We start from the raw sequence: 17,420 nt of genomic DNA, 5'->3' as shown, positions 1-17,420 counted from the left end.
TGATTTCATTTTTAAAAATAAAATGTTAGAATATTATGAAAAGTGAAAATTTAAGGGGTGAGGTCATGATAGCGGTCTTCTCTATACAAAACTTGCCCGACAAAACAAAAGAATTGGAAACGTTATGGGAATGGTTTGTAACGAACTCGAAAGATGAGGTGGTCGTGAATAAAGTCCGGAAAGATGTTCTCGATTCATGGAAGCGCTGTCAAAACAAAGGGGTAAATCCAAGACAATTGCAGACAAAGCCCGCATTATCAAATTATCAACTCAACAACTTGTTAGAAGAATCCGAACTCTACCATGTCGCAAAACCCATTATTGACGATTTATTTCAAAAAATGGATGGAACCGGTTATCTCATCACATTGAACGATGAAAAAGGTCGAATGATTTATTTAAAGGGCGAATCTCATATTAAAAGGCTTGCCGAAAAAATGAATTTTTTCCCCGGAATGGATTGGAGTGAACACGCCGCCGGAACAAACGCCATTGGAACCAGTATTATAACGAAGAGTCCCATTCAAATTTTGTCAGCAGAACATTTTTGTCAAGGATGTCATCCATGGACATGCTCATCAGCGCCCATTTTTCACCCCCTTACAAAGAAAGTAATCGGTGCGATCGATATCACAGGCCCATGGTATAATGCCCAGCCGCACACACTCGGCTTTGCCGTATCGATTGCCCAAATCATCGAAAAGCAGCTTGAATATGTTTATATGCAAGTGAACAACTTGCTATCGGAGCATTTTTTTCAAACTACAAAAAAGTGGAAAGATCACCACGTTCTTGTTCTGACTCATGATTGGAAGGTCTTCAAAAGTGATGGAACATTTGCTGATTCACTTAAACTTTCACCGCTGATGAGTGTAAAAGAAGAACCTCCATTCCGCCATTTAGTTCGTGAACTTACGAAACTAGAGAATCCTTTGAACCAAACAGATCATGACCATCTAATCTTTATTCAAGATTTCGAAGCCGTTCATCTTGAACCGATTTTCTTTAAAAAAGTGATAGCTGGATATATCATCGTTTTGAAAAAACATAAAAAGGCACTATCTACACCGTCTGCTTCGAATGAACCATCTCCTTGGAGCAACATCATCGGAAAGTCACATATGTTTATCCAGTCGCTTCGTAAATGCCGGAAAGCAGCACCAACCAATGTTCCGATCCTATTGATGGGAGAAAGCGGAACAGGCAAAGAAATTATTGCTCGTTCCATACATGAAGCAAGCCAACGAAAGGATCGGCCTTTTATTGCCATTAACTGCGGTGCCATTCAAAAGGAATTAATCGGAAGTGAGCTGTTCGGCTACGAAAGAGGAGCCTTTACAGGTGCTCGAAAAGAAGGCAAAAAAGGAAAATTCGAGGAAGCGAATGGCGGAACTTTGTTTTTAGATGAAATTGGCGAAATGCCTTTGGAATTACAAGTTCATTTATTAAGAGTGCTTCAAGAAAAAGAAGTCACTAGACTTGGATCGTCAAAGTCTATTCCGGTCGATGTTCGTATCATCGCAGCGACGAATAAAGATCTTCATGCACTCATTCAAAACGGTCAATTTCGCGACGATCTTTTCTTTCGATTAAACGTCGTAACAGTGAATTTGCCTCCGCTCCGAGAAAGAAATGAAGATATTTCACTGCTTGCCGATTATTTTTTAAAATGCTTTGCGGAAAAATACGAAAAGCCTCCGTTATCCCTTGCACAAGATACATTGGATTTTCTGCAAAACTATCAGTGGCCGGGAAATATAAGAGAACTCCAAAACGCACTAGAACATGCCGTCATTTTTAGTGATTCTTCCATCATACATCTAGAAAATTTGCCATCTTATTTATTGGAAAAGCACGTGAGGCGAGATCAAAATGAAGGACTTTCATTATTTGAACAGGAAGAGAAAAAAATGCTTCTCAAACTTCTGGACGAAACGGACTGGAATCTGTCCGCCGTTGCCAAACGACTAAACATTGCTCGATCCACCCTTTATCGCAAGCTCAAAAAATATGGATTTTCCAAAAACCGATAGAGCGTTTAAGAAAAAATTCGGAAAACTAAAGATGCGGCTCTTTAATTATTTCCAATATAGAACCTTGGGAGTTCCATTCTCTGTCAAGGTTCTTTTTTATTGATGTCATTAATAAAAATAAAGCATTTCCAATCACTCTCATACTTTGTGCTGCCACATTAGCCATTTCCTATATTAGACAAATTAAAAAAACAGCAGAGTATTTCTACCCTGCTGTTCGTTAGCTAAAAAATATTGAGCTTTAACAGAACCTCAAGCCTTTAAAACAATCATGAAGGCGCCATGCCGATCCAAATGTTCGAATTTCATGCTTCTTCCCATCTTATCTCTTTCATCTGGCAAAGTAATAACGTTTAATGAGCAAGAAGAACGGGTATTTTACTAGAGTTATGCTATCTACGTATCATCCAAAATTATTCTATAAAACTTTTTTAGAGCTGTACGACAACTTTTTTCGCTTGCAAAATCCACCCGCTCTTTCTGTGATTCATATCCTTATTGCTTCATTTTTCTTTCTCTTTTTCCCCAAGGCTTAAATACTGAAAGGATAAACATCGCAATAAGCGAAACAATCTGCAGTATAATTCCGATGAAAAGAGATGTTCGATCCACCAAAAAATCCGGATTTTGCAGCGACTGCATTCCTTGAGCTGTTGTAATCGTGAAAGCCTTTAACGACCATAAGTAAATTCCCACCATCCCAAGACCGATTGAAAAAATCGTTAACACTTCTTTGGCAATGATCCAATAATATCGGAAAAAACCCCAATGAGTAAGCAACGAAAGCAAAATACCGGTCACGACGGTGCCGATCGTGGAGGCTCTAACGGATGTTTTAGCTAACAGATGCATACTCGTATATGAAGCCTTCAATACACCCTCATCCGTCATGGTCGCTGCAGCAATGCTTAAAATCAAGAAGGTGATTGTAACGCCGAACATGATAGCTGAAAATAAGATATGCAAGGTTAACAGCCATTTCTTTGGAGTCATTCCGATTTTCTTCATACCTGCCTTCCTCCCATCTACAAGTTAAACCGATAACCCACTCCCCAAATAGTCTGAATGTACTGTGGATTGGATGGATCGAGTTCAATTTTCTCGCGCAGTTTACTGACATGCACGGTAACCGTGGCCATATCACCGAGCGAATCCATTGCCCATATTCGTTCAAAAATCTGTTCCTTGCTAAAAACCTGATTCGGGTGAGTCACAAATAACAGCAGCAAGTCGTATTCTTTCGATGTCAGCAAGACTTCCTTTCCATTGACGAAGACCTTGCGTGACCTTTTATCAATGACAATTCCTCGGATACGAATTTCTTCCGTTTTTCGTTCAACACTACCGACCAGTCTTTCAAAACGGGAAAGGTGAGCTTTCACCCTGGCAACCAGTTCACCGAGACTAAAAGGCTTGATAATGTAATCGTCAGCTCCCATCCCTAAACCTCGGATTTTATCTACATCTTCTTTTTTGGCAGAAACGATTAAAATAGGGATATTCAGTACTTTACGAACCTGCCTGCATATTTCAAACCCATCGGTATGCGGAAGCATCAAATCCAGAAGAATAAGATCATACGCCCCGTTCAACGCCATCTGTAAACCTTTGTCCCCGCTTGAAGCGATATCCACCGAAAAACCGTTTGCCTCCAAATAATCCTTTTGCACTTCAGCGATCACGTGATCATCTTCTATGATTAAAATTCGTTTCATACCTGTTCCTCACTTCATTCCGTTTGATTTTTTCAATGTGAAAAAGATTGTAGTACCTTTTTCTAACTGGCTTTCTGCCCAAACTTTTCCACCATGTTCTTCGATGATTTGCTTCACAATGGCCAGTCCAAGACCGCTTCCTCCAGTCTCTGCATTCCTTGATTTTTCTGCCCGATAAAATCGCTCGAAAATATGTTGAAGCGCTTCTTTTTCCATCCCAGGCCCGTTGTCGCGAATAGCAATGGTGACATCCTTTTCTCCAACGATTAGTTCAAATTCGATTTCCAATGTTTTGCCTTGTTTATATTTGAGGCTGTTATCCACTATATTCATTATCACTCGACGCAATTGTTCACGATCTGCTACGACAGTTAATGGTTTCGTCACGTCATTTGCCTCATATAAAAAGTTTATTTTTACACCATTCAGATTCGGATCAAACCGCAGCTCATCCACGCAATCCGTTAAATAATCCACAATGTCGATATTCTCAAAGTGGAAAGGCACCCTTTTTAGATCCAGTTTAGAGAACAAAAATAAATCATCAATTAAATGGTCCATGTCATCAGCTTTTTTGTAAATCATGTTCATATACTTGTCCAATTTTTCTTTTGTATCCGCAATTCCGTCCATAACCGCTTCTACGCAACCTTTTATCCCTGTAATCGGCGTTTTCAAATCATGAGAAATGTTAGCCAACAGCTCTTTTCGGTTCTCTTCATATTGTAGTTGAAGCTGAATCGATTCTTTTAACCTGCATCTCATTTCTTCAAACGCTTCACTCAATTCACCAATTTCGTCTTTACGCTTTACGTCCACTTTTTCATTCAGATTCCCTTCCTTGATCTGTTCTGCGGCTTTTTTGAGTGCATATATCGGTTTAATGATGCTTCGGGAAACAAAGTATGTGAGGAATCCATTGGTTAAACTGATCACTAACACCAAAGATAATAGGACTAAAGGAAAAAACTTTGGCATAAAGTGAGCAAGCGGACTGGTATCAGTAAACAAATATACAGTTCCGACAGTCCCATCCGGAAAATGATAATCTTGTGTTTGAATGACATAAAAACGATCCTTTACTCTTATCCATTTCTCCCATCTGTTTCTATCTTTGTCCATTCTTAATCGTTTTTTTGACAAGTGTGCATCTTTCAAGAATGCAGATGTAAAAATCGTTTGATTCTGTTTCGTGACAAGAAGACCAGAATGATTCGAACGCAGTTCTTTGTCTACATTTTGCAAAAAAGTTTTATCCATCAGACGTTCAGGGGCATATTTGGACACCATTTTGATCCCCGAAAAAAGCTCATCCCGTTTTTTAAACGTTTCTGCGAAAGAAAACACCCACTTATTCTGATCATCGTGCTGATAATAATGATTGATTCCTTTAATGTCGTCCAAAAAAATTCCTATCAACATCATTACCGACAAAACAAATAAAAACATTGGAATCAGCACCATGCCAATGTACGATAACAGTAATTTTTTGCGAATAGACATCATCAACTCTCCCATATGAATCATGTTCTAGTTTTTATATTAGTACCAAGCCTTAAAAAAACTCTAAACCATTTCTAAAAAAAGTATAAAATCATAAAGTCCATACGCTTCTTCAATCGATCCGATTGCCCTCTTTATAATGCTGGCTCTTTCAACCGAATGTCCCGCTCCCTCGTAATACCGATCTTGTACTGATAAAGTCAGCGGCTGCTTAATATAACTCATAGTTATCATTCCCAGCTAAACTCTTCATACCGTTCTCATCCCAGTTCAAGCAAGTACTTATTGCAATCAGATTTTCCACGGTAAGATGATTCTTATCCATGTTTCATAAAAATAGAAAAGCCAATGCTTTAAATTGTTCAAAGCATTGGCTTTTCGTTATGCCGAACATCGATGGCAGTTTTAAAATGAAAAATTTTATTAAATGGTTAGTTTATCCGCAGATACTGTCTTTTTTAATGCACTCATTTTTTTTAATTTATTTCTTGAAAACATTAATGCAGGGATTCCGGAAATGGTCGTGATAAAAATAATCAAGAACATATAAAAAGAATGATGAACACCAAAAGATTCAAGAAGTAAACCACCTAACCAAGGACCAATTACATTTCCCAAACGATTAAACCCAATGGCTCCAAAGTAAGTACCTTTTAAACCGGGTTTGGCAATATGATCGACTAACAAGTCCGTCATTGTAAACATCATCACTTCTCCAATAGTGAAAAAAATGACGATTATAGACAAAATAAGTGGATTGGACGTAAAAGAAAAAGAAAGCAAGCTTAAACTAATAAAAATATTGCCTAATATTATGGAATTTAAGGGATGAAATTTGTTCATCACTTTGACAATAGGATATTGGACAATGATCACTACAATCGCGTTTAAGGACAAAAACAAAGAAAAAAGTTTTACGCCATTTTTCATTTGTTCAGCAAAATACTGCGGCAACGTTGATGAAAATTGCGAATAGCCTGAAATGGATAATATAATCCCCAATAATACAGCAAGGAAAACAGTGTCTTTTCTTGTCACATGAAAAGCTGTACTCAACTTGATTTTCTCTTCTTTTTCATCCTTCGTGTCGATCGTATAATGACTAAATGAATAAACTAAAGACATTCCATAAATAAAGTAAATGAATCCGGCTATTAAAAATGGAAAAGTGCTTTCAGCTGAACCCAACTTTAATCCCAAAATGGGGCCAAATACAACACCCATATTAATGGCTGTATATCGTAAGTTGAATATCTGTAAACGATTTTCTTCTTTACTTATATCAGATAACAACGCTTTTGATGATGGTTCAAATATGGACTGACAAAGACCATTTAATGCATTTAAAACAAAAAAAGCGATGACTTTATCCGCAAAGAAAAAACCCACAAAAACTAAAGACCAACTAAATATGGATATTAATAATACTGTTTTCCTCCCTAAAAAATCAGATAAAAACCCTCCGTAAAAACTGGATACAATGCCCACTAATGAACTTGCAGCTATAATCATACCTGTTACGGCAGGAGATAAGTGTTTTACTTGCGTAAGATAAATAGCCAGAAAGGGTATACTCATGGAAGTAGACATTCTGCCGAATAGAGTACCCAATATGATATTCCATCCGAGTGGATGGATCTGTAATCGTTTTTCTTTCAAAAACAGACACTCCTCATTTTATTTTTATAATATTTTAACATTGTAAATAATTCCGTTTCTATTGAATTTGCTAAATGGTCTTTTTACTCCTTTTCATTTCTTCGTTTGAACGAAAGTTCTTCTCATTATTTTTATGCTTCAAATCATCTTCAAAAACACAAATCCTCATACAAGGCATATGATTCCTGGTTATTTTCGTTGTATTAAAACCAAAAAAAAGACTTCAGCATTTCTGTTGAAGCCTTGATTTTACTACCTTTTTCGATGCCGGCGCAGAAGTCAGACCTGCCCTTCACTAGTGAAAAAGCTTTTGAGTCATGCGCCAATTCCGCCATATCCTGAATTCGTCTTATAGTATTTGCCAATATCTTTGAATCATGTAAATAAAGGGTCAAATAACCAATCATCCTCTTTTCACTCAATAAAGTATTGGATTAAAGGTGAAAATCCCTGTACTATTGCCTATTTTCAGCTCTAAAAATAAATTTATAGCATAAAAAAATCACCAGAATCAGTCCTATACTTATGAACAAACCTATTCTTTCTTTGGCTAGAAGCAAAGCCCCGGACATCCCCAACAAAATAAAAGCGATTCCTATGTAGGCAGTAAAAGGATATCCAAAAACTTTGAACGATCCTTTGTTATTCGCATATGTCGGATGTAGTTTTATATGTGATGCAAGAATCAAGACCCAGTTTAATATCATAATAACTCCTGCAGAAGTAGTCACATATTCATACATTGTATTTGGCAGCAAATAGGAAAAAAGAATCGAGATGCTTAAACCTACGGCTGTTATTAATAGGGCTTTCTGTGCTACGCCACGGCTGTTTTTTTTCTTTCAGAATTTTCGGTGCGTCGCCATCCTCTGCTAAAGAAACCATTACACGACTTATGGAAAAAAGGGCACCAACCATGGTAGAAAATGCAGCGCTTATAATGATCAGATTAAACAGAGAATCTAAATAAGGAATTTGAAAAGCTGAAAGAGCTGTAACAAAAGGACTCTCCGACTCATCAATTTTTGTCCAATTCACCATATTTAATACAAAAAATAAAGACAATATATAGATGGATACAAGTGTAATGATTAATCCAGTGCCGGCTTTGGTAATATCTTTTTTATTGTCAAGCTCCGATGATGCGACTCCAACCACTTCAATACCGCCAAACGAAAAAAAGATAAAAATCATCGCTGACCATAAACCTTTTACACCATTCGGAAAGAAACTGCCCATGCCTGACTGATGAATAGAAAATTCTTTGGGATGAACGACTCCCAGTATAAACAAAGCCCCAAAACCAATGAAACAAACGAGAATGGATATCTTAACTACTGCAAACAGTGACTCTATTTGGCCAAAATTCTTTACTCCTAAGAAATTGATCGCAAATCCCAATGCCGCATATATAATAGAAAAAATCCACAATGGAGTATGCGGAAACCAAAATTGAGTAAAAGTCGATAACGCCACAATTTCGCTAGACATGATTAAAATGCCTGACAGCCAATACATCCATCCTGAAACAAAACCGGCTGAACGGCCATATGCTTTTCTTGCATACGTTCGGAAAGATCCTGGCTCTGGATCATTGACGGTCATTTCCGCCAAAGCACTAAAAACAAAAAAGATGGTGATGCCCGCAATTAAATATCCAAATAAAATAGACGGCCCCGCAATTTTTATAGAAAGCCCAGTTCCCAAGAAAAAACCGGCACCTATAATGGAACCAATCCCTATTAAGGAAAGCTGCCACCAATGAAGATAAGGTCCTCCCCCTTTTTTCATTTGCTTTTCTTTTTGGCGATCTACAGCTTGTAATAAGTGATGGTGATTTTTCATAAAATCCCCCTATAATTCGTTAAATACAGACGTGCATTAGTCTTTATTTAGTATCTCCACGCTTTTGTATATTAAACACCTCCGTTAAAGTAGTGGGCGTGTCGTCTTGTTATCCACACAATTTGCCTTTTGCTTTACCTTCTAAAAAACAAAAAAGTCAATGCTCTGAACGGCTCAAAGCATTGACTTTACAGGCTTTTCGTTATGTATGATGCCGATGGTGGGAGTCGAACCCACACTCCACGAGGGAACACGATTTTGAGTCGTGCGCGTCTGCCAATTCCGCCACATCGGCCTAATGTTTTTATCGTTGTTTTTCAGACAAGTACTATCTTAATACATTTTATATAAAATGTCCATATCTTTTTTTACAAATATAAAAGTGTTTTAAAAACATATCATTTTGGCTAGTTGTATAATCAAATGCAACAAGCATAAAAAATGAAAAACCATAGATAAACCACGTATGATTAAGTCGACTAAAACAATATCGATACGGAGGATTTATCTATGGCAATTACTAATTCTACCATAGGAGCTCGGCATTTCAAACACTTAACGGCTTATGACCGTGGGAAAATTGCGGCCTTACACGCTGCTGGTAAGACTCAACAGGAGATTGCAGATTATGTTGGTTGTCACAAAAGCACCATCTCCCGTGAGTTAAGAAGAGGTACAGTGCCACAAAGAAAAAGCAACGGGAAAATTGTTCATGTCTATTTTCCAGACACAGGTCAACTTCTCTATGAGAGAAACAGGAAAGCCTGTGGCCGCAAGCTAAAACTAGACGATGCCATCGAGTTTATTAAGTATGCCGAAACTCAGATCCTTGATAAGAAATGGTCTCCTGATGCGGTATGTGGGAGAGCCAAACGTGATGGGAAATTCAAAGACAAAATGGTTTGCACCAAGACCCTTTATAACTATATTGATCTAGGACTTATAGGCGTTAAAAACATTGACCTACCTATGAAAATTACCCTGAACACCAAGAAAAAACGTAACCGGAAGAATAAGAAGATCTTAGGACGCAGTATCGATGAGCGACCAATTGAAGTCAATGAACGCCAAGAGTTTGGTCACTGGGAAATTGATACGGTTATAGGCAAGAAGACTAAAGATCAGGCCTTATTGACTCTTACTGAGCGCAAAACCCGTAAAGAAATAATTTTGAGAGTGACAGCCAAGGATAGTCTATCCGTTTCAGAAGTCATATCTCAGTTGAAAGTGTCTTATGGTAATCGGTTCTCTAAAGTGTTTAAAACCATTACGGCTGATAACGGTTCTGAATTTGCTGACCTCGGCCTTAGTGTTGAAAAAGATCTAACAGAGGTTTATTTTACACACCCTTACACATCCTGTGAACGAGGAACCAACGAGCGTCATAATGGCCTTATTAGGCGCTTCATACCAAAGGGGAGACCCATTTCCTCTGTGGCAGACGAAACCATTACCTATGTTGAAAATTGGTGTAACCATCTTCCAAGGAAGATCCTCAATTATCGTACACCTGAGGAGTGTTTCCAAATAGAGTTAGCTGGCTTAGCTTCTTAACCTTAAGCCAGCTAACCCAAAGGGTTGGTTTTTAGCAACTTGACAAAGAGCCTCTGCGGGCATGGCTACCAGCCATGAAGCCAGGTATACGGTACTGGCTGGGCCAACCAGGCTACCATGCCCGCCACTCCACGTCAAGTCGCGCAGAGTGTCCCGATTCTACTTAATCATGGGTTATCTGGTCTTTCAATACTTGTTGCATTTAATATTGCAATTTAAAAACATATCATTTTTTAAGAATGGCTCTTTTGTTATAAAGAATCCCCCTCTATGCAGACTCTTAAGAACATGAAAAATGCCTTTTTGTTAACAGTCTACGTCGGGGGATTCGGCCTATTTCAGAAAGTCGAATGGCTCTTTTGTTTCTCCTTAATTTGGCTGTATTCAATAAGCAGGTTTTTAGCTGTTTCATATAAAAAATAAGCAGCTTTGATAATGGCCTTTTCATCAACAGTAAATGATGGATGATGCCAATCTTCGTTTCCGTTTGACCCGAAAAAGGCAAATGTTCCGGGAATTTGCTGTAAGTAGTAAGAGAAATCTTCTCCGGCCGTTGACGGTTCCGGATCAATGACACGAAGGGATAGATTTTGCGCTGATCGGCGTGCCGTTTCAGTCACCTTTTCATCATTGATGAGCGGAGGCGGTCCAGCAAACCAGCGAATCACAAATTCCTGTGAATAAACCTTCGCAATATGCTCCACCACTGTATAAAAGCGCTCTTTCACTTCTTCACGAATGACGGAATCAAATGTCCGGATTGTGCCATCAAGCGTTACATCCCCCGGAATGACATTCCATGTGCTGCCACCTTCTATTTTTGTCACGCTGACCACTGCGCTTTGAAAAGGTGATACATTCCGACTGACAATCGTTTGCAGAGCGGTAATAAGCTGTGCGGACGCGATAATAGGATCTTTTCCTTTATGCGGCAAGGCTGCATGAGACCCGGTCCCGCGAATGACCACTTGAAATCGATCAACCGCTGCCATCAATGGACCGTTTTTGAGCCCGACCGTCCCTACCGGCAAATCCGGTTTGTTATGAAGACCAATGATTGCATCGACGTTTTCAAGCTGACCGTCTTTGATTACCTTATCTGCACCTGCACCTGATTCCTCAGCCGGCTGAAAGAGAAGACGGATTGTTCCATTTAATTCGGACTGATGCTTTTTTAATAAATAAGCGGCACCAATGGCAGCCGCAGTATGAAAATCATGGCCACACGCATGCATTTTTCCTTTTATTTTGGACGAAAAGGGCAAACCTGTCTTTTCTTCAATTGGAAGTGCATCGATATCCGCGCGTACGGCAATCGTAGGCCCGGGTATTTTCCCTTTTATGTCCGCAAAAACACCCGTTTTTAGCGAAGTTTCTCTGATGTCAATATCCTCTTCACGAAGCCACTTCTCGATCGATTTTGTCGTTTCAAACTCCTCTTTCGACAACTCCGGATATTGATGCAAATGGCGTCGGATCGCAATTAAGCGGTCTTCCAGACTAGATGGACTCATAAACGGATGCCTCCTTTTTAATATCAAATCGAAAGCACTTAACTAAAATATCATGGTTTTGAAAGTCCTTAGACTTATCTCGTTTAAATCCGAGCCATTCATACAACTGTATGGCTTTTTGCATTTTATCGCTTGAGTGCAAATACAAATTTGCCGCTCCTTTTGATTGCGCGTATCGAATACTCTCTTTCAACAATTTTTGTGCAATTCCATGTCCTCTTGCCTTCGGATGAACCGCCAACAGCCGTACGATCGGAGAAAAGATGTTCAGTTCCGGCCGGTCATACGCCTTTTCCGAGGACTCGAACAGCTGCAGCGTCCCGAGAATATCCTGCCCGCTTCTCGCCACCAAAATCCGATCCACATCCGGATTATCCACAGAAAACGCAATATGGTCTAAATATTCGGCCCAAACATCCGGATCTTGATATTCAGACTCATACTGGCGATAGCTGTCAATTAGAAGCTGACGAACTACTTCTTTTTCCTCAACCAACATGTCACGTATCTGTACATTATGGATCACGTTTACAATCCTTCCCTTCTTATTTAATGTGCTGTTTCCTGAAGCCAGCTGACAGACGGTTCCCCTGAAATCCGCTTTAAAAATTTTCGTGTCCGTTCTTCTTTCGGCTTTGTAAAAATCTCATAGGGCGAGCCTTTTTCTATAATCAATCCGCCATCCATAAACAACACTTGATCCGATACATCGCGGGCGAAATTCATTTCATGTGTCACAATAAGCATGGTAATCCCTTCATCGGCAATATCTTTAATGACAGCCAGCACTTCTCCGACAAGCTCAGGATCAAGCGCCGAAGTCGGTTCATCGAAAAGAATCACTTCCGGATTTAACGCAAGAGCACGAGCAATGCCGACACGTTGCTGCTGACCTCCCGAAAGTTGACTTGGAAAATAATTTAATTTATCCAATAATCCGACTTTTTCAAGCACCTGTTCGCTCCTTTCCCTCGCCTCCCTCTATAAACTTTAATTTTCTTCAAAATTCTCGCGTTTTCTTTAAATTTCGCTAACACATAATAGCTTCTTCACCTCAAATGAGTGTAAATTTCTTGTATTTATTCAATATATTTACATGGTAAGGTGCATCCTATAATACAGATTTACAATATCTGTAATATCATGTATGACCGTGCAAGAAGTCTCCACACTTCTCATGGTCGCTCACCCTCCCATGTATCACTGGATTTTAAGATCCACACATTCCTTCGTCCTGCGTACCCATGAGGTGGAGGTTGGATATGCTCCTTTACAGGGTCTAATGCCCGAATGGTGAAAATATACTCCAACTCTGCACTATTGGTGTTTGTCAGAATAACAAGTCGTTTGAAAGCTTTTATGCAGCCTGTAATGCTTTTATTTGAGGTAATCCCTTTAATAGCTTTAATCCATCAAACTCACACTGTTTCTTACCAATGGCAAATAACACACGTAATAATTTACAACACAAGGCAATCAGAGACTGTTGTTTTTTTAACGGCCTGTCTGGCCGATTGGTATAGTAATGATGCAAGGCTTTAAATACAGGATTATGGGCAACCAATGGTCGAATGGCCAGGTATAATGCTTTTCGTAAACGTCTTCGACCCCTTTTGGTTATGCGTGTTTGCCCTTTATACTTTCCTGAACTGTGTTCTCTTAAAGAAAGCCCTGCCAGATTGACTAATTGTTGCGGATGATTGTACTTGGTTAAATCTCCTACTTCCGCAAAGAACAAAGCAATGGTAGTGTAACTAAGTCCCGGGATATTGGTCATTTGTTTCGCACCTGGTATGCTTTCAACAACACCTTCTAGTTCTTCATCTAGTTGTGCTAACTGTTTCTTGTAAAGCTCATATTGATCCAATAGGCAATCCAATTCTCTTTTTGCGAACTGGATTCCTGTCTCAATCCCAACGCTCTTTTTCGCTACTTCTACGAGTCGGGTTGCTCGTTTCAGCCCAACCCCACGCTGTACATACGGTTTCCATTTTTGCAGCACTTCTTCTGGTGACAACTTTTGAATATGAGAGGGAAATGGAAACATGCGCAAGGTATAAAAGGCTGCTTTACCTTTCCAATCTCCAAACACATCGAAAAACTCTGGGAAAAAGCGCTGAATGACGTTTTCAATCCGCACTTCAATGATCATAAGCTGTTTGATGAGCTGATCTCGTAATTTGACGCCTTCCCTTAGTTCAGCGTATACGCCCTCTAATAGGTTCGGTACGGAGTATCGCCCATCTTTCATTAACTGTGCAATGACACGAGCATCTTTTGTATCGTTTTTTGTAGGCGAATTGTCATCAAGCTCTTTACTTTTTTTGACGTGCATGGGATTCACTAGCACTACATCATATCCTTTTGCCTTAAGAAAGTAAGCAAGATTTAGCCAATAATGACCTGTTGGCTCCATTCCAAAAATCACGTGGTCCTTATGATTTTCTTTTTGAATATGATTAACCCAATCTAATAAGGTTTGAAAGCCGTGTATACGATTTTCAAAGATCAATCTCTTGCCAAATTCTAAGCCTCGGTCATCTTGAAAACGGGCAACGTGCTTTTCTTTAGCTACATCAATACCTACAATGAGAGTTGATGGTGTAATTTGAGAGATTTTTTGATTTTGTGTATAATTCATTTTGAGTCCTCCTTGGTTTATTGAAATTCGGGGTCAACGCGCATTGACACCCTGTACTATACCAAGGGGACTTTTTTTTATCAAACCTCAAATTTCCTCATTACAGGAATGCTCCTTTTTATTCATTTTTTTAGCCACAATCAGTCCTTCCATTACATTTCCAAGGACTGTTTTATGAGCGAATAAATTATAATGTTGAAAAACCATCGCTGATTGTTTTCTTAATGAAAGAATTTCTTTTTTGTTTGCTTTGGCTGCTTCAACCTTTACATCACCTACCTGAACGATTCCTTCATCCGGTTTTTCAAGAAAATTTATGCACCTTAACAGAGTCGTTTTCCCGGAACCGCTTGGACCTAGAATTGTGACGACTTTTCCTTTTTCGATAGTCAAATTTATCCCTTTTAAAACTTCGTGATTCCCAAATGCTTTTTTTATACCGTGTAAATAAATCATCGAACCCCTCCCCTAGCATAGGATGTGGCTTTTTTCTCCAATAACAATGAAATCGATTCAACTAGAATTGTAACCACCCAATAAATGATTCCCGCTGCGATGTATGCTTCGAGGAACTTTAAATTATTTGATGCAACAATTTTTGCTGCTCCCGTCAATTCTTTTTCTGAAACTATAAAGGCAATAGAGGTTGTGTGCAAAAAACCGATAAAAATATTAGTAAAATTAGGAATGGATTGCGACAAAGCCTGTGGAAGAATAATGCGAACCATCATTTGAAACGTGCTCATACCAACTGAATACGCTGCTTCAGCCTGGCCTTTCGGAATAGAAATAATGCCTGAGCGAATGACTTCAGATAAGTAGGCGCAGGCACTTAATGAAAGAGCTGTCAGTACAAATACACTAACGGGAATAGATGAAATGGCTAATTTCGGAGCTGCCGCTTGGAGGAGCATCGGCAGCCCAAAATAAATGAGCATTATATGCATAATAATTGGAGTTCCTCGTAAAAACGAAACATATCCATTTGCAACAGCAGACAACCCCTTTACTTCATACACGCGAATAAGAGCTACAACCAGTCCAATGAAAAATCCAACAATAAGTGGTATGACTGTCAGCATCAAAGTTAGCGGAAGTGCTTTAATAATTTCCTTCAATGCCGTCCATATAAAAGGAATATCAATGACCAATTCCATCCCTCCTTTACACCGTTTTGGCTATACCGAAGAAACTTCCCCGGACTTATGTCGATTTACCCGTTTTTCAAACCAACGGAATATTTTTTCAAGAAGGACAACCACAATGTAATAAACAACTGAAAGTGAAATATATACTTCCAGTGCGTGAGTTGTGGAAGCAATCAATGTTTCTCCTCGCCCAACCATATCCATCACACCGATCGTAAAGGCTAAAGATGTATCTTTCAGCGAACTAATAACGGTGTTGGCAATATTCGGGAATGCAATACCAACGGCTTGAGGAACAATGATGCGGAAAAAATTTTGCGACTCACTCATCCCGACAGAATACGCAGCTTCCGTTTGTCCATAATCAACGGCTTGCACGGCTCCTCTAAATATTTCGGAAAAAACGGCGCCATTATTGAATGCATAAGCAACAATGACAGAATATAAAGGATCCACTTTTGACAAATCGATATTGATTAATTGAAATAATGAAGGGATACCGTAAAAAATCAAAAATAGCTGAATTAATATCGGTGTGCCACGAATAAAAGAAACATAGACGACCACCAGCTGCGACAAAATTGGAATGCGGAAAAGCCGCAAGATAGCGGCTATGATTCCTATAATGATTCCAAGTACAATAGAAACGGCTAAAATTTGAAGAGTGACACCCAAATATTGAATAAGCTGTGGTATAAAATCACCGACTAATGTAATGTCAAATGCTTTACCCAATCCTTAAATCCCTCCTTTTATTTCATCGTTCAAATTAAAACCCAACTGAGTAATCCGCTCCCAGCCATTTTTGGCTCAATTTTTTCACAACGCCTTCCTTCTTCAGTTCTCGAAGAGCTTCATCAACACGTTTTTGAAGTTTCGTTTCATCCTTTCTAAATAAGAAATACACTTTCGAGTCGGAAAGGGTATTGCCCACTACTTTTTCTTGTGCATCAGCTGATTTGTTCAAGAAATCAACGGCAAATGGTGTTGAAATGGTCGCATCTGCCCTTCCTGTACGTATTTGGTTGACTGTATCATCTGATCCTTGGCCAGAATACACTATATTAATGCCGGCATTATGATCTTTATTGTATTTTTCTAGAAAAACGGCCGCATTGCTTGTGGCACTTACGACGACTTTTTTACCTCTTAAATCTTTAATCGATTTAATATCGTTATTATCTTTATGAACCACCACTTTTAGAGGGAAAACATTATAAGGAACTTTGTTAAACAGGAACTTGGCTTTCCTCTCTTTATTTACTTCCATTTCATGGGCAATAAAATCAATTTTTCTTGTTTCAAGACTTAATAATAGATTAGAAAATTCCATCGTTTTAAATTTAAACTGATATTCAGGAAGTTTTTTGTCAATTTCACGAACGAGCTCTACATCATATCCAGTCAATTTTCCGTTTTTATCAAGGAAGCATATATTAGGAAACTGTGTTCCGGTACCAACGATGATGGTTTGTACCCCTTTTTTTGTATCTTTGGAACTCGAATCTGCATTGGCATCAGTTGATGAAACTGCTCCTTCTTTTGGCGAGCAAGCTCCCAGAAAAAATGTAAATAGCAATGTCACAATAAACCAGATCTTTTTCTTCATCCTCTTTCCTCCACTCACCATTTCTGCTCACAATCGGTTCTTAATAATTTTTGCCGAAAAGGGCAGTGTTAGCTCATTTTCTCGCATCGTTTGTTGTAAAAAACGGAAAACACTTGATGAAAGAACACACATCCTTTTTCAACAAACAGCAATCAAAAAGTAATAGATTGCCAACTGTAGTAAGCTAGTTTGATATAAA

General features: G+C 38.9%; 15 protein-coding genes, 1 tRNA gene and 2 pseudogenes. 2 read left to right on the top strand and 16 right to left on the bottom strand.

Annotated features, from left to right (window positions below; translation table 11 throughout):
* Nucleotides 1-65 precede the first annotated feature (65 nt).
* Nucleotides 66-2,033 (top strand): sigma-54-dependent Fis family transcriptional regulator, encoded by a 1,968-nt coding sequence (locus NST12_RS03730; RefSeq protein ID WP_341028594.1) that lies wholly within the window; start codon nucleotides 66-68, stop codon nucleotides 2,031-2,033.
* Nucleotides 2,034-2,528: 495 nt separating this feature from the next.
* On the opposite strand, the gene NST12_RS03725 is transcribed toward NST12_RS03730, so the two are convergent.
* The 8 genes from NST12_RS03725 to NST12_RS03695 all read right to left on the bottom strand — a co-directional run bounded on the left by NST12_RS03725 (nucleotide 2,529) and on the right by NST12_RS03695 (nucleotide 9,050).
* Nucleotides 2,529-3,041, bottom strand: coding sequence for a hypothetical protein (locus NST12_RS03725; protein ID WP_327798123.1), 513 nt, complete (start codon nucleotides 3,039-3,041; stop codon nucleotides 2,529-2,531).
* Nucleotides 3,042-3,058: 17 nt separating this feature from the next.
* Entirely contained in the window at nucleotides 3,059-3,748 is a 690-nt protein-coding gene (locus NST12_RS03720; RefSeq protein WP_341028592.1) for a response regulator transcription factor, read from the bottom strand.
* 9 nt (nucleotides 3,749-3,757) lie between these two features.
* Nucleotides 3,758-5,251, bottom strand: coding sequence for a sensor histidine kinase (locus NST12_RS03715; RefSeq protein ID WP_341028590.1), 1,494 nt, complete (start codon nucleotides 5,249-5,251; stop codon nucleotides 3,758-3,760).
* A 63-nt stretch (nucleotides 5,252-5,314) separates the two neighbouring features.
* Complete coding sequence (locus NST12_RS03710) at nucleotides 5,315-5,476, bottom strand: hypothetical protein (protein WP_340397127.1); 162 nt, start codon at nucleotides 5,474-5,476, stop codon at nucleotides 5,315-5,317.
* Between the two features lie 198 nt (nucleotides 5,477-5,674).
* Complete coding sequence (locus NST12_RS03705; RefSeq protein WP_341100291.1) at nucleotides 5,675-6,910, bottom strand: MDR family MFS transporter; 1,236 nt, start codon at nucleotides 6,908-6,910, stop codon at nucleotides 5,675-5,677.
* Nucleotides 6,911-7,365: 455 nt separating this feature from the next.
* Nucleotides 7,366-7,683 carry a hypothetical protein gene (locus NST12_RS17060; RefSeq protein WP_445662337.1) on the bottom strand — a complete coding sequence of 106 codons (318 nt, stop codon included), beginning with the start codon at nucleotides 7,681-7,683 and terminating at the stop codon, nucleotides 7,366-7,368.
* The gene (locus NST12_RS03700; protein ID WP_341100289.1) at nucleotides 7,646-8,755 is read right to left on the bottom strand and encodes an amino acid permease; all 1,110 of its coding nucleotides are present in this window, start codon (nucleotides 8,753-8,755) and stop codon (nucleotides 7,646-7,648) included. The genes NST12_RS17060 and NST12_RS03700 overlap by 38 nt, the downstream gene beginning before the upstream one ends.
* Before the next feature lie 212 nt (nucleotides 8,756-8,967).
* A tRNA-Leu gene (locus NST12_RS03695) sits at nucleotides 8,968-9,050 on the bottom strand.
* Between the two features lie 215 nt (nucleotides 9,051-9,265).
* Between NST12_RS03695 and NST12_RS03690 the strand changes: the two genes are divergently transcribed.
* The gene (locus NST12_RS03690; RefSeq protein ID WP_048622401.1) at nucleotides 9,266-10,309 is read left to right on the top strand and encodes an IS30 family transposase; all 1,044 of its coding nucleotides are present in this window, start codon (nucleotides 9,266-9,268) and stop codon (nucleotides 10,307-10,309) included.
* Between the two features lie 338 nt (nucleotides 10,310-10,647).
* Here the strand turns inward: NST12_RS03690 and NST12_RS03685 are convergent, their stop codons facing one another.
* From NST12_RS03685 to NST12_RS03650, 8 genes and pseudogenes are all read right to left on the bottom strand, one after another.
* A complete protein-coding gene (locus tag NST12_RS03685; RefSeq protein WP_341100286.1) occupies nucleotides 10,648-11,823 on the bottom strand; it encodes an amidohydrolase in 1,176 nt (391 codons plus the stop codon).
* On the bottom strand, nucleotides 11,810-12,349 hold the full coding sequence (locus NST12_RS03680; RefSeq protein ID WP_156179211.1) for a GNAT family N-acetyltransferase: 540 nt from the start codon (nucleotides 12,347-12,349) through the stop codon (nucleotides 11,810-11,812). Before NST12_RS03680 ends, NST12_RS03685 begins: the two co-directional genes overlap by 14 nt.
* Before the next feature lie 23 nt (nucleotides 12,350-12,372).
* A pseudogene (locus NST12_RS03675) lies at nucleotides 12,373-12,801 on the bottom strand (amino acid ABC transporter ATP-binding protein); the annotation flags it as partial.
* Between the two features lie 379 nt (nucleotides 12,802-13,180).
* Nucleotides 13,181-14,464, bottom strand: a complete 1,284-nt coding sequence (locus NST12_RS03670) for an IS110 family transposase (RefSeq protein ID WP_341100278.1) — start codon at nucleotides 14,462-14,464, stop codon at nucleotides 13,181-13,183.
* A 111-nt stretch (nucleotides 14,465-14,575) separates the two neighbouring features.
* Nucleotides 14,576-14,920: pseudogene (locus NST12_RS03665) on the bottom strand (ATP-binding cassette domain-containing protein); the annotation flags it as partial.
* On the bottom strand, nucleotides 14,917-15,615 hold the full coding sequence (locus tag NST12_RS03660; protein ID WP_341028580.1) for an amino acid ABC transporter permease: 699 nt from the start codon (nucleotides 15,613-15,615) through the stop codon (nucleotides 14,917-14,919). The gene NST12_RS03660 and the pseudogene NST12_RS03665, both read right to left, overlap by 4 nt.
* A 27-nt stretch (nucleotides 15,616-15,642) precedes the next feature.
* The gene (locus tag NST12_RS03655; protein WP_341028577.1) at nucleotides 15,643-16,347 is read right to left on the bottom strand and encodes an amino acid ABC transporter permease; all 705 of its coding nucleotides are present in this window, start codon (nucleotides 16,345-16,347) and stop codon (nucleotides 15,643-15,645) included.
* 34 nt (nucleotides 16,348-16,381) lie between these two features.
* The gene (locus tag NST12_RS03650; protein WP_048622751.1) at nucleotides 16,382-17,221 is read right to left on the bottom strand and encodes an amino acid ABC transporter substrate-binding protein; all 840 of its coding nucleotides are present in this window, start codon (nucleotides 17,219-17,221) and stop codon (nucleotides 16,382-16,384) included.
* Between the last annotated feature and the right edge of the window lie 199 nt (nucleotides 17,222-17,420).

It is taken from the genome of Bacillus sp. FSL W8-1127 (genome assembly GCF_038006725.1).
Taxonomy (GTDB): Bacteria; Bacillota; Bacilli; order Bacillales; family DSM-4216; genus Bacillus_O; species Bacillus_O smithii.
This window is presented reverse-complemented; position numbering and strand designations above follow the sequence as displayed.